The sequence below is a fragment of the Tabrizicola sp. T46 genome, assembly GCF_057219895.1.
Genome location: NZ_JBXVVV010000004.1, coordinates 32,700 through 57,172, shown reverse-complemented (window position 1 = coordinate 57,172; position 24,473 = coordinate 32,700). Strand labels below are relative to the sequence as shown.

Annotated in this window: 23 protein-coding genes and 1 pseudogene; 20 read left to right on the top strand and 4 right to left on the bottom strand. The window is 62.5% G+C overall.

The genetic code is table 11. The annotated features are described in order from the left end of the window. Positions 1 to 85 precede the first annotated feature (85 nt). The 12 genes and pseudogenes from AC2D9V_RS15875 (at position 86) to AC2D9V_RS15820 (ending at position 13,269) form a co-directional block, all read left to right on the top strand. Entirely contained in the window at positions 86 to 1,036 is a 951-nt protein-coding gene (locus AC2D9V_RS15875; protein ID WP_484715077.1) for an ABC transporter permease, read from the top strand. Then, positions 1,020 to 1,907 (top strand): ABC transporter permease, encoded by an 888-nt coding sequence (locus tag AC2D9V_RS15870; RefSeq protein ID WP_484715076.1) that lies wholly within the window; start codon positions 1,020 to 1,022, stop codon positions 1,905 to 1,907. The genes AC2D9V_RS15875 and AC2D9V_RS15870 overlap by 17 nt, the downstream gene beginning before the upstream one ends. Next, positions 1,907 to 2,863, top strand: coding sequence for an ABC transporter ATP-binding protein (locus AC2D9V_RS15865; RefSeq protein WP_484715075.1), 957 nt, complete (start codon positions 1,907 to 1,909; stop codon positions 2,861 to 2,863). Before AC2D9V_RS15870 ends, AC2D9V_RS15865 begins: the two co-directional genes overlap by 1 nt. Beyond that, positions 2,860 to 3,816, top strand: coding sequence for an oligopeptide/dipeptide ABC transporter ATP-binding protein (locus AC2D9V_RS15860; RefSeq protein WP_484715074.1), 957 nt, complete (start codon positions 2,860 to 2,862; stop codon positions 3,814 to 3,816). The genes AC2D9V_RS15865 and AC2D9V_RS15860 overlap by 4 nt, the downstream gene beginning before the upstream one ends. Continuing rightward, on the top strand, positions 3,800 to 5,347 hold the full coding sequence (locus AC2D9V_RS15855) for an ABC transporter substrate-binding protein (RefSeq protein WP_484715073.1): 1,548 nt from the start codon (positions 3,800 to 3,802) through the stop codon (positions 5,345 to 5,347). Before AC2D9V_RS15860 ends, AC2D9V_RS15855 begins: the two co-directional genes overlap by 17 nt. Positions 5,348 to 5,404: 57 nt before the next feature. Next, positions 5,405 to 5,998: a TetR family transcriptional regulator C-terminal domain-containing protein gene (locus AC2D9V_RS15850; protein WP_484715072.1), complete on the top strand. Its 594-nt coding sequence runs from the start codon at positions 5,405 to 5,407 to the stop codon at positions 5,996 to 5,998. A gap of 137 nt (positions 5,999 to 6,135) precedes the next feature. Then, positions 6,136 to 7,917: an ABC transporter ATP-binding protein gene (locus AC2D9V_RS15845; RefSeq protein ID WP_484715071.1), complete on the top strand. Its 1,782-nt coding sequence runs from the start codon at positions 6,136 to 6,138 to the stop codon at positions 7,915 to 7,917. Positions 7,918 to 8,007: 90 nt separating this feature from the next. Next, positions 8,008 to 9,379 (top strand): IS3 family transposase gene (locus AC2D9V_RS15840; RefSeq protein ID WP_484715070.1). Its coding sequence is split into 2 segments (ribosomal slippage): positions 8,008 to 8,685 and positions 8,687 to 9,379, totalling 1,371 coding nucleotides; the frame shifts between segments, so codons are not numbered across the junction. A 92-nt stretch (positions 9,380 to 9,471) separates the two neighbouring features. Beyond that, the gene (locus AC2D9V_RS15835; RefSeq protein ID WP_484715069.1) at positions 9,472 to 10,716 is read left to right on the top strand and encodes a hypothetical protein; all 1,245 of its coding nucleotides are present in this window, start codon (positions 9,472 to 9,474) and stop codon (positions 10,714 to 10,716) included. Positions 10,717 to 10,748: 32 nt separating this feature from the next. After that, a pseudogene (locus AC2D9V_RS15830) lies at positions 10,749 to 11,903 on the top strand (IS3 family transposase); the annotation flags it as partial. 144 nt (positions 11,904 to 12,047) lie between these two features. Then, positions 12,048 to 12,446, top strand: a complete 399-nt coding sequence (locus AC2D9V_RS15825; protein ID WP_484715068.1) for a hypothetical protein — start codon at positions 12,048 to 12,050, stop codon at positions 12,444 to 12,446. Positions 12,447 to 12,486: 40 nt separating this feature from the next. After that, complete coding sequence (locus AC2D9V_RS15820; protein WP_484715067.1) at positions 12,487 to 13,269, top strand: hypothetical protein; 783 nt, start codon at positions 12,487 to 12,489, stop codon at positions 13,267 to 13,269. Between the two features lie 21 nt (positions 13,270 to 13,290). On the opposite strand, the gene AC2D9V_RS15815 is transcribed toward AC2D9V_RS15820, so the two are convergent. The 4 genes from AC2D9V_RS15815 to AC2D9V_RS15800 form a co-directional block, all read right to left on the bottom strand. Beyond that, positions 13,291 to 14,406 (bottom strand): DegT/DnrJ/EryC1/StrS family aminotransferase, encoded by a 1,116-nt coding sequence (locus tag AC2D9V_RS15815; RefSeq protein WP_484715066.1) that lies wholly within the window; start codon positions 14,404 to 14,406, stop codon positions 13,291 to 13,293. A 67-nt stretch (positions 14,407 to 14,473) separates the two neighbouring features. Continuing rightward, positions 14,474 to 15,613: an ATP-grasp domain-containing protein gene (locus AC2D9V_RS15810; RefSeq protein WP_484715065.1), complete on the bottom strand. Its 1,140-nt coding sequence runs from the start codon at positions 15,611 to 15,613 to the stop codon at positions 14,474 to 14,476. Positions 15,614 to 15,625: 12 nt separating this feature from the next. Continuing rightward, positions 15,626 to 16,777, bottom strand: a complete 1,152-nt coding sequence (locus tag AC2D9V_RS15805; protein WP_484715064.1) for a Gfo/Idh/MocA family protein — start codon at positions 16,775 to 16,777, stop codon at positions 15,626 to 15,628. A 42-nt stretch (positions 16,778 to 16,819) separates the two neighbouring features. Then, positions 16,820 to 17,419, bottom strand: coding sequence for a D-sedoheptulose-7-phosphate isomerase (locus AC2D9V_RS15800; RefSeq protein WP_484715063.1), 600 nt, complete (start codon positions 17,417 to 17,419; stop codon positions 16,820 to 16,822). 348 nt (positions 17,420 to 17,767) lie between these two features. Here AC2D9V_RS15800 and AC2D9V_RS15795 point away from each other — a divergent pair, with 348 nt between their 5' ends. The 8 genes from AC2D9V_RS15795 to AC2D9V_RS15760 all read left to right on the top strand — a co-directional run bounded on the left by AC2D9V_RS15795 (position 17,768) and on the right by AC2D9V_RS15760 (position 24,440). Beyond that, complete coding sequence (locus AC2D9V_RS15795; protein ID WP_484715062.1) at positions 17,768 to 18,667, top strand: LysR family transcriptional regulator; 900 nt, start codon at positions 17,768 to 17,770, stop codon at positions 18,665 to 18,667. 269 nt (positions 18,668 to 18,936) lie between these two features. Continuing rightward, on the top strand, positions 18,937 to 19,485 hold the full coding sequence (locus AC2D9V_RS15790; RefSeq protein ID WP_484715061.1) for a hypothetical protein: 549 nt from the start codon (positions 18,937 to 18,939) through the stop codon (positions 19,483 to 19,485). Between the two features lie 104 nt (positions 19,486 to 19,589). Next, on the top strand, positions 19,590 to 20,660 hold the full coding sequence (locus AC2D9V_RS15785; RefSeq protein ID WP_484715060.1) for an SH3 domain-containing protein: 1,071 nt from the start codon (positions 19,590 to 19,592) through the stop codon (positions 20,658 to 20,660). Between the two features lie 37 nt (positions 20,661 to 20,697). Further along, on the top strand, positions 20,698 to 21,009 hold the full coding sequence (locus AC2D9V_RS15780; protein ID WP_484715059.1) for a hypothetical protein: 312 nt from the start codon (positions 20,698 to 20,700) through the stop codon (positions 21,007 to 21,009). Positions 21,010 to 21,022: 13 nt separating this feature from the next. Then, complete coding sequence (locus tag AC2D9V_RS15775; protein WP_484715058.1) at positions 21,023 to 22,081, top strand: SH3 domain-containing protein; 1,059 nt, start codon at positions 21,023 to 21,025, stop codon at positions 22,079 to 22,081. A 36-nt stretch (positions 22,082 to 22,117) separates the two neighbouring features. Then, positions 22,118 to 22,402, top strand: coding sequence for a hypothetical protein (locus tag AC2D9V_RS15770; RefSeq protein ID WP_484715057.1), 285 nt, complete (start codon positions 22,118 to 22,120; stop codon positions 22,400 to 22,402). 185 nt (positions 22,403 to 22,587) lie between these two features. Continuing rightward, a complete protein-coding gene (locus AC2D9V_RS15765; protein ID WP_484715056.1) occupies positions 22,588 to 22,869 on the top strand; it encodes a GlsB/YeaQ/YmgE family stress response membrane protein in 282 nt (93 codons plus the stop codon). Continuing rightward, entirely contained in the window at positions 22,866 to 24,440 is a 1,575-nt protein-coding gene (locus tag AC2D9V_RS15760) for an alpha/beta fold hydrolase (protein ID WP_484715055.1), read from the top strand. The genes AC2D9V_RS15765 and AC2D9V_RS15760 overlap by 4 nt, the downstream gene beginning before the upstream one ends. The last annotated feature ends 33 nt before the right edge of the window (positions 24,441 to 24,473 follow it).

Below are 24,473 nucleotides of genomic sequence, written 5' to 3'. Positions count from 1 at the left end.
TTCCGCCCTTGCGGGCGTCATCGCTGCGGGCGGTCCCGGCGATGACGCCCGTCAGGGCGGAAGAGCGACCCGGAGCATCACCCCCATGCTGACCTACACCGTCAAGCGCATCGGCCTTGCGATCCTGATCCTGGTGACGGTGATGCTGGCGATGTACGCGATGGTGTTCCTGGTGCCGGGCGATCCGGCCTCGGTGGCGCTTGGTCCCCGCGCCTCGCCGGCCCTGAAGGCGGCGCTGACCGAACGGATGGGGCTGGACCAGCCGATCCTGACGCAGGTCTGGAACTTCTTTGCCGCGGCTCTGACGGGCGACCTTGGCTATGACGTCTGGTCGAACCGTCCGGTGACCGAGATGATCCTCGAGACCTTCCCCAAGACCCTGATGCTGGGGACGGTGGCGATGGGCTGGGCGATCCTGTTCGGCCTGATCCTTGGCTGTCTTGCGGTGGTCTGGCGTGACACGGTGGGGGACCGGGTGCTGGGCGTGCTGTCGGTCGGTTTCATTTCGGTCCCGTCCTTCGTCATCGCGATCTACCTGCTGCTGATCTTCGCGGTCACGCTGAACTGGGTGCCCGCCATCGGCGCGGGCGATGCGGGAGACCCCGCCAGTCAGGCCCGTGCGCTGATCCTGCCTGCCATCGCCATCGGCCTGCCCTGGATCGGGTATCTTGCGCGGCTGGTCCGCGCCTCGATGCTGGAGGTGATGGCGACGCCGCACATCCGCACCGCCCGCGCCTTCGGCCTGCCCGAGCGGGTGATCGTCGCGCGCTACGCCCTGCGGGTTGCGGTGGTGCCGGTGATCTCGGTCATCGCGGTGGGTTTCGGGGCGATCCTGTCATCGGCGGTCTTCGTCGAGACGGTGTTCTCGCGCCCCGGGATCGGGACGCTGATGACGACGGCGGTGGAAAAGCGCAACTTTCCGGTGGTGATGGGGACGGTCCTGTTCATGACGGCCTTCTACCTGGCGGTCGTGACGGCGGCGGACCTTCTGATCGCCCGGCTTGACCCGAGGGTGCGCGATGCCTTCCGCGGTTGACGCCCTGCCTGCGCCAGAGCCTCGACCGCGCGCGTTCGGCGCCCTTGGCCGGCTGATGCGCGACCCGATGGGGGTCTTCGGGGCGGTGCTGGTTGCGTTCTTCGTACTTGTGGCGCTTCTCGCCCCGCTCATCGCGCCTTACGACCCAGTGGCGATGGACGTGCGCAACAAGTTCGCCGATCCAAGCTGGCAGCACTGGGCGGGGACGGACCAGCTGGGGCGGGACACGCTGTCGCGGCTGATCTGGGGGACGCGGACGGCGCTGGGGATCGCGCTGACGGCGATCGGGATCGCGGGGGCGCTGGGGCTGATCCTGGGGCTGATCGCGGGCTACGGGCCGCGCTGGCTGGATGGGATCCTGCTTCTGGTCTTCGACGCACTCTCGTCGCTGCCGATGGTGTTCTTCGCGCTGGCGGTCATCACGGTGCTTGGTCCGGGGCAGGTGACGCTGATCCTGGTGATCGTCCTCGTCTCGGTCCCCGCCTATGCCCGGCTGGTCAGGGCGCAGACCCTTTCGCTGCGCGAGGCGGACTTCGTGCTGGCCCTACAGGCGATGGGGGCGTCGCCCGCGCGGATCGTGTTCCGGCACCTTCTGCCGAATGTCGTCGGGCCGCTGGTGATCGTCCTGTCGATGGACGTTCCGGTCGTGATCACGCTGGAGGCGGGGCTTTCGTACCTGAACCTCGGCGTGACGCCGCCGACGCCGAGCTGGGGGAACATGCTCTATGACGGTTATTCGGCGATCCGGAACTCGCCGGTGCTGGTCATCGCGGCAGGGATCCCGCTGATCCTGGCGACCCTGGGCTTCACCTTCCTGGGCGAGGGGTTGCGCGATGCGCTGGACCCGCGCTTGCGGCATCGGGGGGCCTGATGATCCGGGTCGAGAACCTTTCGCTGAGCTATGCCACCGACCGGGGGCCGCTTCAGGCGCTGCGCGACGTGTCGCTGCATGCCGAGGCGGGTGAGGTGGTGGGGATCGTGGGCGAATCCGGCTGCGGAAAGTCAACGCTGGCGCTGGCGCTGCCGATGCTGTTGCCGGAGAACGCCCGGATCACCGGCGGGCGGATCAAGCTTGACGGGCGGGATCTCGTATCCTTGCCGGAACCCGCGCGGCGGCCTCTGCGCGGGCCGGGGATCGCGATGGTGTTCCAGGACCCGATGACCGCGTTCAACCCGGTGCTGACCATCGGTGAGCAGCTGGTGGACGCGCAGGTGAACCTTCACCGTCCCCGGGCCGAGGCGGAAGCGGCGGCCCGCGCAATGCTGGCCCGGGTCGGCCTGCCGGACCCTGCGGCCATCCTGCGGCGGCATGTGCATGAGCTTTCGGGCGGGATGCGCCAGCGCGTGGGGATTGCGGCCGCGCTCTTGCTGACCCCGCGCGTGCTGGTCGCGGATGAGCCGACCACGGCGCTGGACGTGACGATGGAGGCGCAGATCCTGCACCTTCTGCGCGACCTTCGGGCCGACCATCAGGGGGCGATCCTGGTCATCACGCATCACCTTGGCGTGGTGGGAGAGCTTTGCGACCGGGTCTATGTGATGTATGCGGGCGAGGTGGTGGAGGAAGCGCCGGTCGACACGCTTTACCATGCGGCGCGGCATCCTTACACGCGGGCGCTGATGGCCTGCGATCCCGCTGTGCTACCGGGCCGTGTCTCGCCCTTGCCGACGATCCCGGGGCGGGTGCCCGACCTTGTCACCCCACCCGCCGGCTGCGCCTTTGCCGAGCGTTGCCCGATCGCGCAGGCCCATTGCCGCATCACCCCGCCGCCCCGGGTGACGCTGGGCCACGGCCACGCCGTCCTTTGCCATGAGGTCCGGCCATGACCCCCGTGCTGGAACTGGAGAATGTCGCGGTGGACCGGCCCCTGCCGGGCCTTCTGTCCCAACCGAAGCTGAACATCCTGTCGGGCGTCACCCTGGCCGTGGGCGCCGGCGAGACGCTGGGTATCGCGGGCGAAAGCGGGTCGGGCAAGTCCACCCTCGCCCGGGCCTTGATGGGGCTTCTTCCGGCCAACGGACGCATCCTGTTCGAGGGCAAGCCCATCACCGACACCGCCGCACTCCGCCGCCACGCGGCGCTGATGCTGCAGGACCCTGTCGCCGCCCTCTCGCCGCGCCAGTCGGTGGGGGCTGCCCTGGCCGAACCCTTCGCCATCGCGGGCCGCAAGCCCGAACCGCCCGAGGCGATGCTGGCCCGCGTCGGCCTTCCCGCCGATCTTGCCCGGCGCTTCCCCCACGAGCTTTCGGGCGGCCAGGCCCGGCGGGTGAACCTTGCCCGCGCGCTGGCGCTTTCCCCGCGCCTTCTTGTGGCGGACGAACCGACGGCCGGGCTGGACGTGTCCGTGCAGGGCGAGGTCCTGAACCTGATCGCCGCGCTGCAGCGCGACATGCGGCTGGCCGTGATCCTGATCTCGCACAACCTAGCCGTCCTGCGCCACACCTCGGACCGGATCATGATCCTCTACCTCGGCCGGGTGATGGAGACCGGGCCTGCGGCCCGGGTCTTTGCGACCCCGGCGCATCCCTATACCGCTAGCCTCCTTGCCGCGACCCCCGATCCTGACCCGCGCCATCGGCGCGCGGACCTTGCGATCAAGGGCGACATCCCCTCGTTGCTCGGGCGGCCAACGGGTTGCCCGTTCCATACCCGCTGCCCCAAAGTTCAACCGATCTGCCGACAGACCGCCCCGGCCCTCGCCGAGGTGGCCCCTGACCATTCTGCTGCCTGCCACTACCCAAACCAAGAACAGGGAGAACACCATGCACTGGTCCACTGACCGCCGCGCGTTCCTGAAGCTTTCAGGCGCCGCCCTTGCCGCCGCAGCCACCGCCCCCCGCTTTGCCTGGGCGGCCGAGGGCAGCACTCTGCGCCTGCGCGTGACCTCAGACTTCCAGGTCGTCGACCCGTTCGGGATCATCGGCGAGCTTGACGACATCATCCCCCGGATGACGCAGGTCACGCTCGTCCGCATCTCGGACATGCGCGAGGGGAACACGCTGTCGAACTACGCCGCCGGGGTCTTCGAATGGCGCGACCCGCAGACCATCGCCTTCACCTTGCGCGAGGGGCTGGCATGGACCGGTGACTTCGGGCCGGTCACCACCGCCGACGTCAAGTTCAGCTTTGAACGCATCAAGGGCAGCGACTCGGCCTGGGCCTACCAGTTCGAACAGCTACGCGAGGTCGAGATCATCGACGACCGGCAGGGCCTGATCCACCTTGCGGCACCCTTCGCGCCCTTCCCGGTGATAGCCCTGCCCTACTACGGCGGGCATATCGTCTGCCAGAAGGCGGTCGAGGCGGCGGGCGGGCGTTACACCACCGAAATCCCGGCCCAGTGCGGCCCCTACCTTTTCGACAGCTGGGAGCAGGGCCAGAAGGTCACCCTGAAGAAGAACCCCGCCTGGACCGGCGAGCCGCAGAACTGGGAGACGATCGAGATCTACATCGTTACCGACGATCAGGCGGCGCAACTGGCCTTTGAGGCGGACAGCTTCGACTATACACGCGTCGCCGTCGCCGCTGCGACCGGCCTGCGCGAGGCGCTGCCGGACGGGGCCGCGCTGATCGAGGCGCAGTCCACCCGCTATGCCTGGCTGACCATCAACATGAACGCGGAACCCCTAAAGGACCCGCGTGTCCGGCAGGCGATCCAGTACGCCTATGACGGCGAGTCCGTCCTGATCGGGGCCTATGACGGGCTGGTCCCGCGGTCGACCGGCGTGGTCCCGCCCGGACCCTATTCGCGGGCCTCGAACCTGATCGCGACGCGGGATGTGGAGAAGGCGAAGGCGCTGCTGGCCGAGGCGGGGGCGGAGGGGCTGACGCTGAACCTAGTGGCGCTGACGGACGGCACGTCGCAGGCCATCGCCCAGATCATCCAGGCCTCGCTCGCCGAGGCGGGGATCACGGTGAACATCCAGCCAACCGAGGATGCGGTCTACTGGTCGCTTGGCGACAAAACGGCTGGTGATGCCTACCTGTCGCTTGAACTTGTGCTGATGAACTTTGCCGGCGGCGTGGACCCGACCGAGAACCTTGTCTGGTTCCGGCCCGACCAGATCGGGGTCTACAACTGGTCGTTCTTCGACAGCACGGAATACGAAGAGCTTTACCAAGCGTCGCTTCTGGAAACCGACGTGGAGAAGCGCAAGGCGATGTTCAACCGGATGGAGGACCTTATGGAAGAGTCGGGAGGCTTCATCTTCATCTGCTTCGAGCCCTTCGTGGCGCTGCACGACACGAACCTGAAGCCGGTGATCCTGGCCGATGGGCATCCCGACCCGGTGCGCTTCACGCTTATCTGACCCAACCACCGGCGCCCCTTGCCCAAGGGGCGCCCGTCTTACGAAAGCCAGCCGCCGATGTCGGAGCCCCGTTTCCGTCGCTATTCCGTTGAGGAGCGGTCTGCCATGCTGGTCGAGGCGGGCCTTGCCTGCCTGGCGCAGGGCGGAATTCAGGCCTTCACCGTCGACAACATCTGCCGCGAGGCAAAGGCGTCACGCGGGCTGATCGCGCATCACTTCGGCAGCAAGGAGGGGCTTCTGACCGAAGTTTATGTGGCCGCCTACCGCAACTTCATGGCGATCCTGATGCCGGAGGGGGCCACGGACCTGAAAGCCTTGCTCGACGCCGCCTTTTCAGCCGACCTTTACCGCCGCGATCCGCTGAACATCTGGCTTGCGCTCTGGGGCGAAGTGGCTGTCAACCCCACGCTGCGGGCTGCCCACCGCGTGCAGTATGCCGGTCTCTTGTCCCGTCTCGAGGCGGCGATCGCCGAACATGCAGAGAAGCGGGGCCTTTCCGTCGATGCTGCCGAACTGGCCCTGCCCGTCATGGCACTGATCGACGGTCTCTGGCTTGAAGCGCAGATCGACCCCGAGCGGCTGTCGCCATCCCGCGCCCGTGCGGCCGCCCTTGCCCTTCTTTCGCATGCCCTGGGCCCGATCGACCCGTGATCGCAGGCGCCGGGTGGGTTCCGCCCGGTGCGAGCGCGCACTCTTGCTTGGGGCCGCTCTGCCGTCTATTGCCTGAGAACCACCCGGGGACGCAGCCGAAGCGCCCTTTTCCAAATCGAAGGCACCCAGCGCCAGCCATGATCAGCCGCCTCAAAGACCTCTGGGCCAGGAAGGTCGAGCGGATAACGCAGCGCAGCACGCTTGGGCGGCTCTTGCTGGAGAATCTGCCAGAACACCGCAAGCGCTATCTGGCTGCTGTCTTCGCCATGGTGATCGTGGCCGCGATGACGGCCGCAACCGCATGGATCATGGGGGCCATCGTCGATTCAATGACGAACCCCGAAGACCGCGCCCGGATCATGCTGGTGGCCGGGGCGGTGGCGGGCATCTTCATCCTGCGTGGCCTGGCCTCATACGCGCAGATGGTCCTTATGGCCCGGGCCGGCAACCGGATCGTGGCGCAGAAGCAGGCGGACCTCTATCGACGGCTGCTTGACCAGGACATGGCCTTCTTCTCGCGCACCGAGTCTTCTGATGTGCTCGTCCGGGTCACGCAAAGCGCCCAGATGGCCCGGAACGTCATTGACACGATCGTCACCGGCTTCGTCCGCGATCTGCTGACCCTGGTCGGACTGATCGGCGTGATGTTCTGGCAGCAGCCGCTTCTGTCAATGGTCAGCCTGGTCGTGGGGCCGCTGGCACTGTGGGGGATCAGGTCGATCCTGTCGCGGGTGCGGGCGGTGATGTCGCAGGAAATGGCAGGCCTGGCGGAAGTGTTCCGCGTGGTGCAGGAAACCTCGATCGGCACGCGCGTGATCAAGGCCTTCGCGCTTGAAAGCCCGATGATCGAGCGGATGGAAACCGCCGTCCGTGCCGTGGAAAAACGCGCCAACAAGATGGTGCGGCTGGAATCCGCCACTGCGCCGCTGATGGACACGATCGCCGGACTTGCGATTGCATCCATCGTGGTCCTGAGCACCGTGAACCTGTTCGGCAGCTCAGCGGGGACACCGGGTCAGCTGATGTCCTTCGTCACTGCGTTCCTCATGGCCTATGAGCCGGCAAAGCGCCTGTCGCGGATGCGGGTCACGATCGAGGCAGGGATGGTCGGGGTCCAGATGATGTATGAACTCCTTGACCGTCCCCCGACCATGGTCGAGGCCCCGGATGCCGTGGATCTTCCGCCGGGACCGGGCAGGATCGAGCTGCGCGATGTCAGCTTCAGCTACACCGACGGACGGCGGGTCCTGGACGGCCTTAGCCTCACGTTCCCGGTGGGCGGCACCACCGCCCTGGTCGGGCCATCGGGGAGTGGCAAGTCGACGGTGCTCAACCTGCTTCTCCGGCTTTACGACCCGGACGAGGGACAGGTGCTGCTTGACGGCATCGACCTCCGGCAGGTGCGTTCTGCCGCCCTGCGCCGGAAGATGTCCTATGTCGGACAGGACACCTTTCTCTTTTCCGGCACGATCGGCGAGAACCTGCGACTGGTCAGGCCGGAGGCAGACGATGCCGAGATCGTCGAGGCGGCGCGGATAGCGCATGCCGATGAATTCATCCGGTCGCTTCCGAAAGGATACGACACTCCGGTCGGCGAGAACGGGGTCTTCCTGTCCGGCGGCCAGCGCCAGCGGCTTGCCATCGCCCGCGCGGTCATGCGCAAACCCGAGGTCCTTTTGCTGGATGAAGCCACCAGCGCGCTGGACAGCCACTCCGAGGCCCTGGTCCGGGACGCTTTGCAGAACGTCACGCAGGGTGTGACCACGGTGGTCGTGGCGCACCGTCTGTCCACCGTGCTGCGCGCGGAACTCATCTGCTACATGGAGAATGGCAAGCTTGTCGAAAGCGGTCGGCTGGACGAGCTTCTCGCCCGGAACGGGAAGTTCCGGGAGCTGTACGAGCGACAGTTTGCGCAGTGATGGGTGCAGCTATCCGTGTCCGCTGTCAGCGCCCATGGAACAGTTTCGTGTGATTGCGTAGGGGAGGGTTTGCGGCTCATTTTAACCTACATGGAGTTGAAGATAACGAAGAGATCCGTGACGACGAAGGCCTCCGCCGAGCAGGCTTTGAAGGACATCCGGCGCGCGACGCGCAAGCTGCATTCGTCTGAAGAGAAGATCCGGATCGTGTTGTCCGGGCTTCGTGGCGAGGTCGGCATCGCGGAGCTGTGTCGCAAAGAAGGTATCGCCCAAAGCCTGTATTACAGCTGGTCGAAGGAGTTCCTTGAGGCTGGCAAGAAGCGGCTTGCTGGAGACACCGCTCGCCAGGCCAGCAACGGCGAGGTCAAGGATTTGCGCGCTGACGCTGTGGCTTTGAAGGAGCTGGTTGCCGATCTGACCTTGGAAAACCGCTTGCTTAATGAGCATGACCGGGGCTGGGGGCGACCAAGAATGAGATACCCAGCTGCGGAGAAGCTTGAGATCATCCGGTTGGTGGCACAGTCACACCTGTCGGTCCGGCGCACCCTGGCCAAGATCGGCATCCCGCCCACCACGTTCTACCGGTGGTATGACCGGTTCGTCGAACATGGGTCTGAGGGGTTGGAGGACAGGCCCTCTTTCCCTTCTCGGGTCTGGAACCGGATCCCCGAAGCGGTGCGGGATCGGGTTCTGGGACTGGCGCTTGAGGAGCCCGATCTGTCGCCGCGCGGGCTGGCGGTCCGGTTCAATGACACGGAAAAAAAATTCTGTGTCAGAGGCTGCAGTCTATCGGCTGCTCAAATCTCACGACCTCATCACCAGCCCGGCCTATATCGTCATCAAGGCCGCCGATGAGTTCAAGGACAAGACCGCGGCGCCAAACCAGGTGTGGCAAACTGATTTTGCCTACTTCAAGGTCATCGGCTGGGGCTGGTTTTACCTGTCCACGATCCTCGATGACTACTCACGCTACTCACGCTACGTCATAGGCTGGAAGCTCTGCGGCAACATGCGAGCTGAGGGTGTCACCGACACGCTCGACATTGCCCTGGCCGCGTCAGGCTTTGACAGGGCCAGGGTGCTGCACAAGCAGCGCCTGCTCAGCGACAACGGCTCTTCCTACATCGCCGGCGATCTGGCCGAATACCTCGAAGGCAAGGGCATGAAACACGGGCGCGGCACCCCGATGCATCCCCAGACCCAGGGCAAGATCGAGCGGTGGCACCAGACCCTGAAAAACCGCATCCTGCTGGAAAACTACTTCCTGGAGGGCGAGCTGGAAGCCGCCATCGCCGCCTTCATCGATCACCACAACCACCACCGCTACCAAAAGAGCATCGGCAATCTGACCGCGGCCAACGTCTACTTCGGACGCGGCGAAAGCATCTTGGCCGAAAGGAGGCGGATCAGACAGCAGACCATCCAAAAACGCCGCTTGAACCACCAGCGTCAGGCAGCATAACCTCAACCAGATGAGGCCGCGCCCTCCGATCCAAAATCAGCGCAGCCGCTCCAAATCTTTCGACGACGGACAGACGCATGCCCAGCAAACCCATGAAGTTCCTTGCCAACCTCGCGGCTTTCGTGGGCCCGACAAAAGCCTCTCGCCGTCAGATCAGGCGTAGTATTCTGGGCGATCCCGTGACCGAAGTCCGGAAGGAGACAGCCGCGCTGGCCAGATTCAGCGAGTCGGCAATCCTGACCCGGGCGCAGGACTTCATGTTTCCGGTCACAGCAATTGAGTCCAAGCGTCTCATGGTCATGATCGTCCCCGAGCACAACGACATGAGTGGCGGGATCTACTCGTTATTCTCGATCGCCAACCAGATGCATTCGATGAAGCGCATCCACGGCTATGATGTACTCGTGATGACACGGCCGAACGAAGCGGGCCATACCTATGTTAGACTGTCGGCGTTCCGTAATGCAGAGACGGTCTATCGGTTCGAGCAGATCCTGCTCTGCGACATGGTCGAAGAACTGTATCTCCATGTTCCTGAATATGCGACACCCCAATTCTATGATCTTCTGTCGCCCGAGTTGCTGACGTATCTTAAGAGTCGCAGGAAGCTCTACATCAACATCCTGAACCAGAACACGAAGCTGATGCCCGAGGCGCCGGCGTTGCGGAGCTTGAGGGGACTTGCCACCGAAATTTCGCAATCTGTCGCCCATCATGCATACTTCGGTCAGGATTTCGCGGATCGGTACAATCTTCCGACCCTGCTCCTTCCAGCCTACACGGATCTGAGCGCCTATCCCGCATCGGCTTTCGAAGAGAAGCGCAAGCTCATCATTTACTCCCTTGATGAAGCCCCTCATCGCAAGGCCTGCCTCGACATTCTGGAACGCGAGTTCGGCGACTACGAGCGGGTCGAGATCCGGGGCATGTCCTTTGATCGCTACATGCAGCTTGCGACCGAGTGCCTTTTCTCCATTTCTTTTGGCGAGGGATTTGACGGATACGTCGCGCAACCGATCCAGCAGGGCGGTATCGGGTTGACGGTGTACCGCGAGGAATTCTTCCCGTCCAAGGATTTCCTACGATATTACAACATCTTCCGATCTGAGGAAGAAATGGTCGCAGAGCTTGCCACTCGCCTGCGCCGCCTTGCCTCCGAGCCGGATCTCTACAAGTCCCTGAACCGGGACTACAAGAAAGCGCATGCTGCGCTCTATAGCTTCGATGACTATGTCGGCTGTGTCCGGAAACTCGTGATGCGCGATTTCGATCTGTTCCCGACCCGGAATGCCGCATCATCGGTCGTGACGTTGCCCCCTGCGCCTAATCCAGTTTGAGGTAGACTCTGGCCCAACCGAGAGGACCAGAGATGAAGCGCAGCAGGTTCACCGAAGACCAGATCATCGGCATTCTGAAGGAGCACGAGGCCGGGGTTTCCGTCGCAGATCTGTGCCGCAAGCACGGCGTCAGCGATGCGACCGTCTACAAGTGGAAGGCCAAGTCTGGCGGAATGGATGTCAGCGAGGCGAAGCGTCTGACGGGGCTCGAGGACGAGAATGCGCGGCTCAAACGGCTGTTGGCCGATGCGATGCTCGACAATGCGGCGCTGAAGGACCTCCTGGGAAAAAGTGGTGGCGCCCGCCGGAAAGCGGCAAGCGGTCGCGCATCTGGTGGCGGGCCACGGGATAGCGAACGGCGGGCGTGCCGGGTGATCGGGGTGTGGCCGGATGACCATGCGGTATGGGGCGATCCGGCAGGACGACCCCATGCTGCGCGAGCGCTTGAAGGAACTGGCGCGGGTGCGTCGCCGCTTTGGCTATCGGCGGCTGCACGTGTTCCTGAGGCGCGAGGGGCATGAGGTGAACACAAGCGCCTGATCCGCATCTATCGCGAGGAGCGGCTGCACGTCCGCCGCCGCCGCGGGCGCAAGCGGGCCATCGGCACACGGGCTCCGATGACCCCGCCGTTGATGCCGAACCAGCGCTGTTCGCTCGACTTTGTCTCCGACCAGCTGACCGATGGCCGCCGCTTCCGGGTGCTGACCGTGGTGGATGACTGCACGCGCGAATGCCTCGCTCTGATCGCTGACATGTCCCTGTCCGGCGCACGGGTGGCGCGGGAGTTGTCGACCCTATTCGAGGCCCGCGGCAAGCCGATCACGGTGGTCAGCGACAACGGGACTGAGTTCACCTCGAACGCGATCCTGACCTTCGCCGACGACCGCAAGATCGACTGGCACTACATCGCACCCGGCAAGCCGACGCAGAACGCCTTCATCGAGAGCTTCAACGGTCGGTTGCACGACAAGCTTTTGAACGAGACGCTGTTGCCGTCCTTGAACCATGCCCGCGCCACGCTCGCGGTTTGGCGCAAGGACTACAACACCGAACGCCCCCACTCCCGCCTCGGCTGGCAGACGCCTGCCCAGTTCGCCCAAACCTTCACCCCGCAACGGGACCTGACGCTGCGCAACCCGCAAAGCTCCGGGCCAGCCCCCGTTGCCCAACCCGCCCAAGCAGGCAAAGCTCAAACCCGGAGTCTCGCTCACGCTGGACGAGAGTTGGGGGCAACGTCAAAATCTTTCGACGACAGACATGCCCAAGCACATGCAAAAAATGGTTAAGTAGAGCCTTCACGCCAGCCATCATCCTCGAAAGGAGAACAGCCCGTGCCCAGCAGAAAGAGCATCATCTTTCATGTCGGAACAGTAAAGACGGGGTCAACCGCGATCCAGCATCACCTCTGGAAGAACCGTGATCAGCTTCGTTCTCTAGGCATAGACTACCTACAGATCACGCCTCCCCGGATTGATCTGCCAAGATATGCAAATGCGGATTTTCTCTTCGATTCAGACACGAAATTCGAAGAGGTCCACAGACTTATTGATGAATCTCCGTCGGATCAGATCGTGATCTCGGAAAAAGGGCTTTGGGGAAATCCGCGCTCAATCCTGCACCCCGTATTCGAGGGTCAAGAGAAAACCATCGTCATATACCTGCGCAACAGCGCCGGCCATGATCGCGTCATGGGCTGCGTAAAATGCCGAGCCCTACAATGTCATGATTGATCCGCCTGCAGATTTCCCGCCTGATTTTCTGAGTGGTCCCGTGCCAATCGACATCGGTATAGAGCAGTGTCGCTACTTCTACGGCAAGATATTCCGGGAGTTCTTCGATTTCCTGGACGGCTTTCTTGCCACCGGAGTGCACCTTGTGGTGCGGCCCTTTGAGAAACACCAATTCTATGGCCATGATGTTGTGTCAGACTTTTTGAATCTTCTTGGAGCGCGTCATGAGGATCAGTCTGGCGGAGGTCCAGAGGATGATCCGATCATCGTCAACCCAAGTCGCAGCCGAAAGTTTTGTGATGTGTCTACCCTTGTCTGGAAGCCCGTCCAATCGCGAGGAGAACAGGCATTCTACAACCTCTCTCTTGTCGAGGCAGTGTATACAGCCTGCCGGTCGGGCGACGATCGGCCCGTGGTCGCGACCTTGCCAGATGAACTGATTGCATCGATCTACGAGGAGTTTCGTTTCGTCGAAAGCGCGCTTTCACTTCGATTGGCGAACACCGGAAAGGACATTCTTGTTCGCAAGATGCCCTCTGTCTTTGGCCACAGCCGGCCGTCTCTCGTTCCGATTGATGAACGAGAGCTGAACCTTCTGGTCAACCACGAGCTTCTCATGCTGCAGGCAAGGACGGCTGAGGCTACAATAGGCGCCCTGCAATCAGAGAAGGACGAGGTCCGTTCTGCCCTTGCCGTGGCATTGGCAGAACGGGACGAGGAGCGCACCGCCCTTGAGGCCGCGCTGGCAGAGCGAGACCAAGCCCGTCTCTATCCGTGGAAATACCTGAAGCATGCCTTACGAAGCCGCATCGGAGATCGCTGACAATCCCTTTGCGGTTGCGCCTCACATACCGTGGAACACAGCCCGAATTTCTTCGACATCCTCGTCGGTGACACCGCTGAAGAACGGCAGGCACAGCACTTGCGACTTCACCTCTGACACGTAGGGCGTGTTGCGGGTCGAGATGATCGGGAAGCCCCGATAAGAGGCAAAGTCCGTGCAGATGGGGTGGAAGTATTTGCGAGACAGAATGCCCCGGTCCTTCAGGGCGCTGTAGATCGCATCACGGTTCTGGCCGAAGAGTTCGGCATTGATCACGACTGGGTAATACTGTTCCGACTGTCCAACTCCTGGTTGCACAGGCTGCAGTCTTATGCCCGGCAAACCTGAGAGTGCTGCATCCAGCTTTGCCCGCAGACGGGCACGGGCATCCCGTTCGGCAGGAACCTTCGGCAGGTTAAGCAGGCCGATTGCGGCCTGAACCTCGTTCATCTTGCCGTTGATGCCGATCGAAACTACCTCTTCCTCGCTCTTGATGCCGAAGTTCCGCAGGAAATAGATCATGTCGTGATCGGCAGCGCTCGGCGTTGCAATCGCCCCGCCTTCGAGCGTTGTGAAGAGTTTCGTCGCATGGAAGGAAAAGACCGAAGCGTCCCCAAAGGCGGCAACGGGGCGGCCGTCGATGGTCGTGCCGAAAGCATGGGCGGCATCATAGATCAGCTTCAGCCCGTGACGGTCCGCGATTTGCTGCAGTGCCTCGACGTCGCAAACCGTGCCATAGACATGCACCCCCAGAATAGCCGATGTCAGCGGGGTGATCGCTTTCTCGACCGACGCTGGGTCGATGGTCAGCGTCTCTGGCGAGACATCGGCGAAGACGGGCCGCAACCCGTTCCAATGGATGGAATGTGCGGTAGCCGCGAAGGTGAGGGGGGTTGTGATGACCTCGCTTCCCGGAGGCAGGTCGAAGAGCTTCAAGGCCACCAGCAGGGCGATTGTGCCGTTGTTGAACAACTCGACCGTCGGCACGCCAAGTGTCTCTTGCAGGGCGGTTTCAAGCTGCTCGTGGAAAGGCCCCCCGTTCGTCACGAACTGCGTCCGCCAGATCTCGCGCATCATTACATCCACATCACCGAGATCGGGCAGTAGGGGCCGGGTGACATATAAGGGTCTTGTCATGATGATCCTTGTGCAGTTTTGGCTCAGATAGCCTGATTGCCCGACCTGGGCAGTGGAAGCGCTGGATTCAGGTTACCCTGTAGGCCTGCCGATCTAGGAACTGGTGATAGGTCTTGACCAGTTCAGGATGATCGGTCGCTTCGCAGAAAAGGATTCCCGCCCGGTTGCCTTGCCGCGCGAGCAGTGTCTGGCCCACGGATTGCAGCGGGAAGAACGAATGAACGTGTAGGGAGCGATCCAGTCTTAATCCGCCATAAACATGGTCGACATCCGACGTCACGGTGTGCCGCAGGATGTGCCGGCGATTGCCCGTTGAACTGGCAATCCGGTCCCCCACGAAAAAGGAGGCGTAACGGGCGGCATATGGATAGCCTGTCGTGAACTCGATGAGCAGTGAGTAGAGGTCACCCGGACAGCGGCGCGAAACCTCGACAACATAGGCGCCATCCTCCGCCAGCAGGAACTGAGTATGGATAAGCCCATCAGCCAACATCAGCTCGGCGGCCAGTCTCTCGAGGCTTTTCTCCAGCTCAATACGAAAGGCCGGAGGAACAGCGTCTGTAACATAGCTCGTGTCCACGGCGAACGGATTGGCGGACGACCCTTCGATGACATAAAAGGTATCGACAAGGCTCCCCTCCTCGAGGAACCCGGTGCAGCTGTGCAACTGGCCTTCCACAAAGGTCTCGATCACGGATCGCCCGGAGGGACTTGCCGCCCGCGCGATACCCAGCGCCTTTTCCAGAGCCGCAGGGTCTGACGCTTCAAAGATGGAAATGCCACGGCCACTGAAGGCATCGACAGGTTTGCAGATCAGGCGGCCCGCAGCAGGAAGTGTTTCCGCGGTCACGACCCTCGGAGCGCGCATCCCTATGCGGGCACTGATCTCTCGGAAGCGGGCCTTATCGCAGATGGCCGTGTCGGTATCGCTGGCGTCCATATGACCCTGCATCACGGACAAACTGGCGCAGGTGGCGATGGAGACATCGGTGCAGCCAGGAACCACCCGCGAGAATCCCGCGGCGCGAACATGGGCCTCGACAGCTGTCACATCGCTGTAGTCCTGTTGGATCCAGCGGTCTTGCGCGCGCTGTGCAAGCAGGTCCGAGCTTCGATTGCCCATAACCCAGACTTCATGGCCGGCCGCCAGAAGAGCATCGTAAATGGGAGCTGCGGCGAAGGCTGTGTCGAGCAGCAGGACTTTCATGCGGACTATCTCTTACTCAGCTTCCAACTCAGCCAGATCAACGATCTGATTCTCACGGATAGAACAGCCAATCGCTTCTATGACGAGCATGTTCCGGTAGCCATCCTGCGCCGTAACGAGCGGTTTTTCCTGCCCTCTGATCACGGCGATGAAGTGATCGAGCTGCGCAGCGAGCGGGTCTTTTCGGCCTACAGAGAGCCGTTCAGAGATGAAAGGAACCCACCAAGATCGATCTGAATCCTTGGCGTAGCTGCGCACATGCATGCTGGGGAAATCAAGCGATCCTTGCGTGCCGGCGAAATGGTAGCAGTCTTCATCCGGGAAGTGCGGGTAGGCGGAGTTCTCTCCTGCGGTCATCTCCCAGCTCTTCGAACTGGCGGCAGTGTCGGACAGCAAGAAGGTGCCCAGAGCACCATTTTCGAAACGCATGCTGATCGAAACACTGTCCTCAACCTCGAAGCCCCGAACAGAGCTGCTTGCCAGAGCCACGATCTGGGAGATCTCCCCGCAGAAGTGACGCATCAGCCCGATTTCGTGGATGAGGTTGATAAGGATCGGCCCGCCACCAATCCGGGTCCGCCAGCCGCCATCGAGAAAGTAATGGGCTGGCTTGTAGAACTGAGCCGATCCCATGACCGAGACCAGCTGCCCGAACTGCTCAGAACGCAGGAAATCATCTGCGACGGACAGCAGTGTGCTATACGTGCGATGATGTCCAACCAGCACGGGCACCTTGGCGTCGGAGGCGCGGCGGGAGAGGTCGCGCGCACTTAAAAGTGTATTTGTGACCGGCTTTTCAACCAGAACGGGTATACTGTGCTCTATGCATGTGATGGTCTGGTCAAAGTGGAAAGCATTTGGCGAACTGATGATGACCGCGTCAATTGGTGCGCCGGAATCACGCGCACTGCCAATCGCTTCCTCGAGTGAGGTATGGAAAGCCGCGCCGAACTCAGCAGCGGTTGCCCGGTTCTCCGTAGAATCCGGCGCAACAATAGCCACAAGTGCGCAGTCGTTCCTGTCGCGAACGAGCGCACAGTGTTTCTTTCCGATCAGGCCAGGCCCAGAGACTAGGAAACGGATGGGAACATTCATGTTTGCCTCCGACAATATCTTCACAGCCTGCTCGGTAGAGGCCTTCGTCGTCACGGGTCTCTTCGTCATCTTGAAATCCATGTAGCGTAAAGATGAGCCGCAAACCCTCCCCTACGCAATCACACGAAACTGTTCTATAGGCGCTGACAGCGGACAGTCCTCGACAAGGGCGCAGATCATATGGCCGATCACAATATGCGCCTCCGGGATGAAATTGGTCTTCAGATGCGGAACGGCTATCAGAACATCGGAAAGCTCCACCATCCGTCCCCTACCCGCTCCGGTAAGCCCGATCGTCTGAATTCCGATTTCGGAAGCAGTCTGGAACGCCTTCACAACATTGCTGCTGTTACCCGAAGTGGACATGCCGACGAGCACATCGCCGGAAACGCCAATGCCGCGAAGCTGGCGGGCGAATACATCCTCGAAACCGTAATCGTTGCCTATAGCGGTCAGAGCCGAGGTATCCACAGTAAGGGACACCGCAGCCATCGGCGCGCGGTCGGCCAAGAAGCGCCCCATAAGCTCGGCAGCCAGATGCTGCGCGTCTGCGGCCGAGCCTCCGTTACTACAAAAGATCACCTTGCGGTTCTTCGTAAGTGCGGATTTCCAGAGTTCTACGGCCTTCAGAATCTGCGGCTCGAGGTCTTTCGTCGCAAGCAGCACGCTCACCGTTTCCTCAAGATATCTCGCTACAAACTCGTGCCGCATGCATTCCACTCGCCAAAGGGTTGCAGGTGCCTCCCTATTCGACCAGCCATCAATAGGCCAGCAAAAAAGCGAATATTCGCATCGATCAGGAGATGACACCAAAACGAAAGCGCAGACAGTTTCAGCGCGCACTTCACATGTGCGTGTAGCCGCGCATCCTAACACAAGATGCAGCGAAGTGTTCGGCAATCGGCCAGCGCGCGGTACACTGCTGGACTGCCGGGGCTTGCCAAGATGCGTTCCAATGTGACAGGCAATGTGCACGGGTCGCACATCGTATGCCCAGCCGGTGGGGCAGGTCGCGCTGCAGTTGCAGACCGGACACCCCGTAGCAAAGGCGTGGTCGCCATGGAGTTACCAAGAGGATCCTTCGAAAAAGACCCGCGTATCCTGCGGTCTCTACAGTATTTCGAGGCCGTTGCGCGGCATGGTTCGGTCAAGGCGGCAGCTGATGAATTCAGAGTTTCCGCAAGTGCGGTAAGCCACCAGTTGCGATCGCTTGCCAGTTATGTCGGAGAGGACCTGTTCGTGCGGTCGGGCCGCAGTCTGGTCCTGTCGGACCGCGGGCATCGCCTGCAACTGCAGGTCGCATCCGTCTTTTCGGATCTGGCTCATGCGCTGCGCGACACCGTGGGAGAACACAAACCCCGGTTGCGGGTCGCGGTATGCTCAAGCTTTGGGCCCCAATGGTTGGCGCCACGGTTGCCTTCATTCTTTGCGCGGCATCCGAACATCGACATCGAACTGCGTCTGTATGCGAGCGACCCGGAACAGACCGAGTCTGTTTCCGACGCCATCATCACCGCCGGGCCGGTGGCTGACGGGTTCGATGCTGTCAAGCTGTTTGACGAAAGGCTGGTTGCCGTCGGGATCCCGGCTGGTCCGGCAGCGCAGCCTGAAGCGGCAGAGCGGCTTATCACTACAGACGTTCCACCTGCTCCACTTGGGCAGGACTGGCTGAACTTCTACGCAGAAACAGGAAATGCGCCTGCCGGGTCCGGCTTGCAGTTTGTCCGCTGCACGCATTACTTGCTGGCCCTGTCGCTGGCGAAATCCGGGCTTGGCGATGCACTTGTTCCCGATTTCGTTGCAGCCGAGGCCCTGGCAACCGGTGCAGTGGTTGCAGTTCATGAGACCAGGATCCTATCAGGCCGCACATACAAGCTTTGCTACAAGGCCGCGCGCAGCGGCGATTCCGACATTCGCTCTTTTGCGAAGTGGCTGAAGTCTGTCTGCGACCAAATGTAATTGGGCACGCCCAAACTGGATTCGATCCCGACAGGTCAAGGCTGGAGTGCACTTGAATGCTGAGCAGGATTCAGGATTCTGAAAAAATCTTCATTGTGCAGCACAGTTGCGCGGTGTCAATTCTAGGTGCGAGGCCATGGTCTAGACTCGCCCGCCGCGACCACCGATACACAGCCGATTCAACATGTTAGGGCAAGCCTCTGCGCTCAGCCCAGTCTTTGGACCTGCCCGGGCAGTTCTGACTCTGGCGCAACGACGGATGGATGATGATGACAGATATGCTCAACCTGAACAGAACAGCTCTGGCCCTTGTCTTCGTACTTGGTGCCGGGTCGGCCCTGGCCAAACCGAGCCAGGAGGACATCGAGGCCGCTCTTGTGCTTCTTGGCATCGCTGCACTGGCACATAACGAACATCATTACCGCGAGGGTCAGGCGCCAAGCGGTGCACAGAGCACGGCCGACTTCGAGCGCGGCTATCGGGACGGTCTGCACGGCTACGACTACGACTCCGCCCGTTCAAGCGCAGCTTACGGCGACGGCTATGACGCCGGCCATGCTGATCGCGCCAATCGGACAACCCACCGGACGCGGGCCGAATCCGAGGGGCCGAATGTGCCGCCGCAGGCGATGCAGGGATGCGCCAAGGTCGTGGCGACAAACTTCGGCGTCGGCACCCATGATGTTCACATTACCCGCACGGTGCAGCGCGGCCCGAACGACTTTCTCGTCGAAGCGGCAGTCGGCCACAAGTACATGACCTGCGTCATGGGTGATGGCGGCCAAGTCGTCGACGTGACAGGCGGCAGGATGCAGTGAGCAGTAACGGATCCTCGATCTGCGGACCGCTGACCGCGGCACGCGGGAGTAACGATTTGCCTGCGTTTCCTTCGGTCGGAGTCGGGGAAAACCGGGGATCGGCAATGACCATAAGCAGAATGCTTGGCGCGCTGATCCTCGGCTCTCTGTTGGTCTTGCCAACGGATCATTCCGTGGCACAGACGCTGGAGAACCGGGCCTACCGGGTCGAGTTCCAGCGGGGGCAAAGCGAAGTGACCCTTCGCGACAGCGTCACTGGCGCGGAAAGTCTTGTCTATCGCTTCGGTGCCAAGGCGGGCCAGACCCTCGACCTCAGGCTGAGTTCCACCACCCGGCTTGTCGAGTTCCGCCTTTACGCACCGGGCGAATGGCCGAACGGCAAGCCGCTCGCGACAAGCAATGTCGCGGGCGCCATCTTGCCGGAGCTCAACCGCTATACCGGCCGGTTATCGGCCACCGGCGACTACCGCATCGTCCTGCGTCATCTGCGCGAGGTTGCAGCATCCGGTCTCCAGTCCGCCTTCCGGCTGGACCTCGCGATCACCGGAAGTGGCGCGGCAGGCAATGACGGGGCCGCGACCCAACTGCCCGGCGACACACCGGTCGGCGAGCCGGAGTACTGGCGAGTGGCCGGCCTGAAAGCAGGCGAAAAGCTGAACATGCGGTCGGGTCCCGGCACGTCCTTCCGGGTGATCGACCAACTGGCGCAAGGCGAAGTGGTGAAGAACGAAGGTTGTCTGTCGCAGACCGGGGCGCAATGGTGCGAGGTCAGCCGCCCAGGAAAACCGCGCGAAAGCGGCTGGGTTTCGGCGCGCTATCTTGTCGCCTCGGCCGCACCCAGGCCGGGAAGCAGTCAGGGTGCTACCCAGTTGCCGGGTGACGCGCAGGTCGGCGGTACTGGCTTCAACGCGACCGGCAGGCTTCCCTGCCTCGCCGAGGGCCGTGCCACCCGGTGCAACTTCGGCGTGATCCGGCGCGGCGGCGGCAATGCAACGCTTGTCGTCGACCTGCCTTTCGGCGTCCAGCGCCGGATCGAGTTCGAAGCGGGCCGCCCGACTCGTGCGAACGTCTCGGGTGGGGTCTACGCGGAATACACCGGGACCGGCGCGGCGCTTGTCTACGTCGGCGCCAGCGAACGCTTTACCGTCGAAGAGGCGATCCTATTCGGCGGCTGACATCGAGAAATCCCAACCCAGGCATCAGGAGGCCACCATGAAGACCCTTACCCTCTCACTCGCCCTGACCGCAGCGGCAGCCGGTACCGCGATGTCCGAAACCTACCCGATCTTCGCCGCCGAATGTGCCGGGGGCGTCAACCAGGGCGGTTACAACATCGATACCGATGACCGAGGCCACCTTTGGATTAACGGGCACAAGGTGAATATCGAGAAGGTCGCCGAGGATGCCTGGCAGGCCGGATACCACGGCGTGATCTTCGGCTTTTCCTCGACGGAGTCCGGCCTGATCGTCGACTTCACCGGACCGAAGGGTGCAAACGGTATCTGCACCGTGGTCGCGCAGTAGGAAGGGGAACCCCATGACTCTTCGCACCGCCCTCATCGCCGCCATTTTCCTGTGCATCGGCACCGGCGACCTTGCCCTTGCCCAGGACGAGCGGGTCGAGGACGTCAGGTTCGCCCCGGGGACAACCGGGGTGACGCTGAGCGACAGCATCACCGGACGGGAATACGTCCTTTACCGCATAGGCGCCGAGGCCGGTCAGCGGATGGAGATCTCGCTCGCCTCGGACAATACGGCAACATACTTCAACGTCTACGAACCCGGACGCGGCCCGGGGGACGAAGCCCTGGCCAGCAGCGAGATGACCGGGCCGATGGTTCCGGACCTGAACCGGTTTTCGGGCGAACTGCCGACATCAGGCGTGTATTCGGTGTCTGTCTATCTTTACCGAAACGCGGCCCGCGACGGTGAGACCTCGAACTTCACCATCGACATCTCGATCACCGGCGAGACCGGTGCCGTGGTCCAGGGCGACTTTGCCGATGGGCTGCAAGGCGGCCCGGACTTCTGGCGCGTCAGCGCAGGGGGCGGGCTGAAGCTGCGCGATGCCCCGTCGACGGGTGCAGCCGTGCTGACCACGCTGCCGAACGGTCTTGAACTCCGCAATCTCGGCTGCCGCATGTCCGAGGCGCGCACCTGGTGCAACGTTGCGACGCTGGCAGACCCGGGCTTCGAAGGCTGGGCAGCAGCCGACTTCCTCGTCGAGGGCAGCGGCGAAACGGCGACCCAGTTGCCGGACGCCGTGCCGGTCCAGCAAAGTGAAGATGCCCTGGTGCCGGGCACTGCCTTCAACGCAACGGGAAAGGTCGAATGCTATCCCGCCCCGGGTGCCGAAACACAGATGTGCGATTTCGGGGTAGTCCGCGACGGCAATGGCACCGGCACGGTGACCGTCACGCTGCCGGACGGCAACTCCCGCGCGATCTACTACGACGGCGGCCTGCCAGTGAACTTTGACAAGTCCGAGGCTGACGGCGACCTTACCTTCGATGCGCAGAAACAAGCCGACGGTTATGTCGTCTTCATCGGCCAGACCAGCTTCGTCATCCCGGATGCCGTCATCTATGGCGGCTGACTCAATTACCCACCATCAACAGAAAGGCTTGCTACCATGACGACCACGATCCGCTTCGCCGCACTTGGCCTTCTCGCCGCGCTCGTTTCGGGCTGCGTCGAGGAAACCGTCGCCACCACACCGAACGCTGCAGAACAAGCGTGTCTCGCCTCGGTCTCGCGCACCGCGAACAACGGTGATGTCGTGCTCCTGGGTTCGGAGTTCTCGGAAGCCGGCACTTCCGTTCGGGTTGGGGTGGGCGAAAACCGCGCGCCCTGGAAGTGCATCGCCTACAGCGACGGAACAACGGCGGGCGTCGAATTCATGGGCGCAAACGGCTGACCCGTGCTCAGGGCACCGGGGCCGGTCTGCCCCGGTGCCCTACCATGCTTCGTTCCGGATAGCGGGTGATCATCGCAGTCTGTAGCTGATCTGTCGGCGCGCCACGCGTAGAACAACCTGAACCTGCGGCACAGCAATGACATACAAGACCCTATCGCCGCTCCACAAATCGAATGGAGACCAGAATGGAACAGGCCTTCGGAACCGGGATGGGCGCGTTTTTCGGACTGATCATCGTCATCGTCGTTGGCGGCGTCGCAGGCTGGCTGGCCAGCCTGATCGTCAAAGGATCGGGCATGGGGTTGCTGGGCGATGTCCTCCTCGGCATCGCGGGCGCCTGGGTGGCGGGCTGGCTTCTGCCCATGCTTGGTGTGGGGCTTGGGGGTGGGCTGATCGGGATGATCCTTGCAGCGACTGCTGGGGCGGTCGTTGTCCTCCTCCTCATCCGGATGATCAGGCGCGCATGAACCTTGCGCGGATAGCCCTTCTGATCGCTTTCGGCGGATTGTCTGTCGGCAGTGCAGGCATGGCTCCAGCTGACGACATGCCCCGGATCGAGCCCTTGGACACCTGCTTCGTACAACCGGATGCGGCCCTGACGCCGGGCGTCACTTACCGGTGCGGCCATGTTGTTGTACCCGAGGATGTGTTGCGCCCCGCAGGACGTGTGGTCCGTCTGGGTTACATGCGCGTCTCGAACGGCAGTGGCGGGTCCGGGCCGCCGCTGATCATGCTTGCCGGGGGGCCGGGAAGTTCGCTGATCCAGCCGGCGATGTTCTACTTGTTCAGCGACCAGTTCCTTGGCCCCCTGCTGGCCGGACGTGACATCATTGTTCTGGAGCAGCGGGGCGCGCGTTACAGCGATCCGCATCTTGACTGCCCGGAAACCGCCGCCTTTGCCTGGACGGCGGCAGAGCAGGGGCTTGACCCGCAAGCCGCAACCGACCTCCGCCGTCAGGCGATCCCCGTTTGCGCAAGGCGGGTGGCGGCTCAGGGGATCGACCTCGCGCAATACAACGTGCAGGCCATCGTCGGGGATATCGAGGCTGCACGCCAGGCCTTCGGCTTCGACCACATCTCGCTTTACGGGGCGTCCTATGGCGCTCAAATCGCTCAGCAGATGCTGCGCATGCATCCCGACAGGCTGGAAGCCGTGGTTCTGGATGGGGCGAATGCCCTGTCGCCGACGTCCTGGGTGCAGGATCGTGCGAGGGACGCCGACGACGCCCTGAATCGCCTGCATGACATTTGCGAGGCCGATGCCAGATGCGCAGCAGCCTACGATCTTCGTGGAATGGTCGACGAGGCAATGGCGATCTTTGACGCGAGCCCGATAGAGGGTTCGCTTCCCGATCCGGTCGATCCTTCCCGCAGCCTTGCGTTTCAGGTCACCGCAGGGGATTTCGCCAATCTGATCTTCGATTTTCAGACCGGGCAGACCTCGATCCGGTCATTGCCGGCCATGATGTCCAGCTTTCTAGCCGATGGCCGAAGGTCCATGCAGTCCGCTCTCGGCGAAATCCTCGGCTCCGCCTTGCTCGCCGCCCGAGACCCGGCACCCCAAGACATAGCGCCCCTGGCCCATGCAGCGATCATCTGCACGGATGATCCTGTGACAGACCCTGGCGATGTGACGATCCTGCCCGAAGCCAGCGCCTTTGCGCGGGCCTATGCCAGGTCGATGTATGACCTGTACCAAGGCTTTTGCTCCGACCTGGCCTTGCCGGTTCTTCCCGCTGCCTTTGACGAAGACGCCATCAGCGATGTGCCGACGCTGATCCTCGCCGGGGCACTCGACGCCCGCACGCCCCTGTTCCGAAGCGAGGAAGTGGCCGCGAAACTTCCCCGCGCCACGCTCGCGGTCTTTCCCGAAGGCACACATGTCCAGCTGGGAGAAGTGAACACCTGCGCTGCCAGCCTGATGGTCAGCTTCATTCTTGACCCCGATGCGAGGCTCGACCAGGGCTGCATCGGCGCAGCTCCGAAACTCGGCTTCGTCCTGCTAAACGGCAGCATGAGCCATGAGAGTGATCAATGACCCTTGTCCACCAGAAACGTCGAAGATCCATGC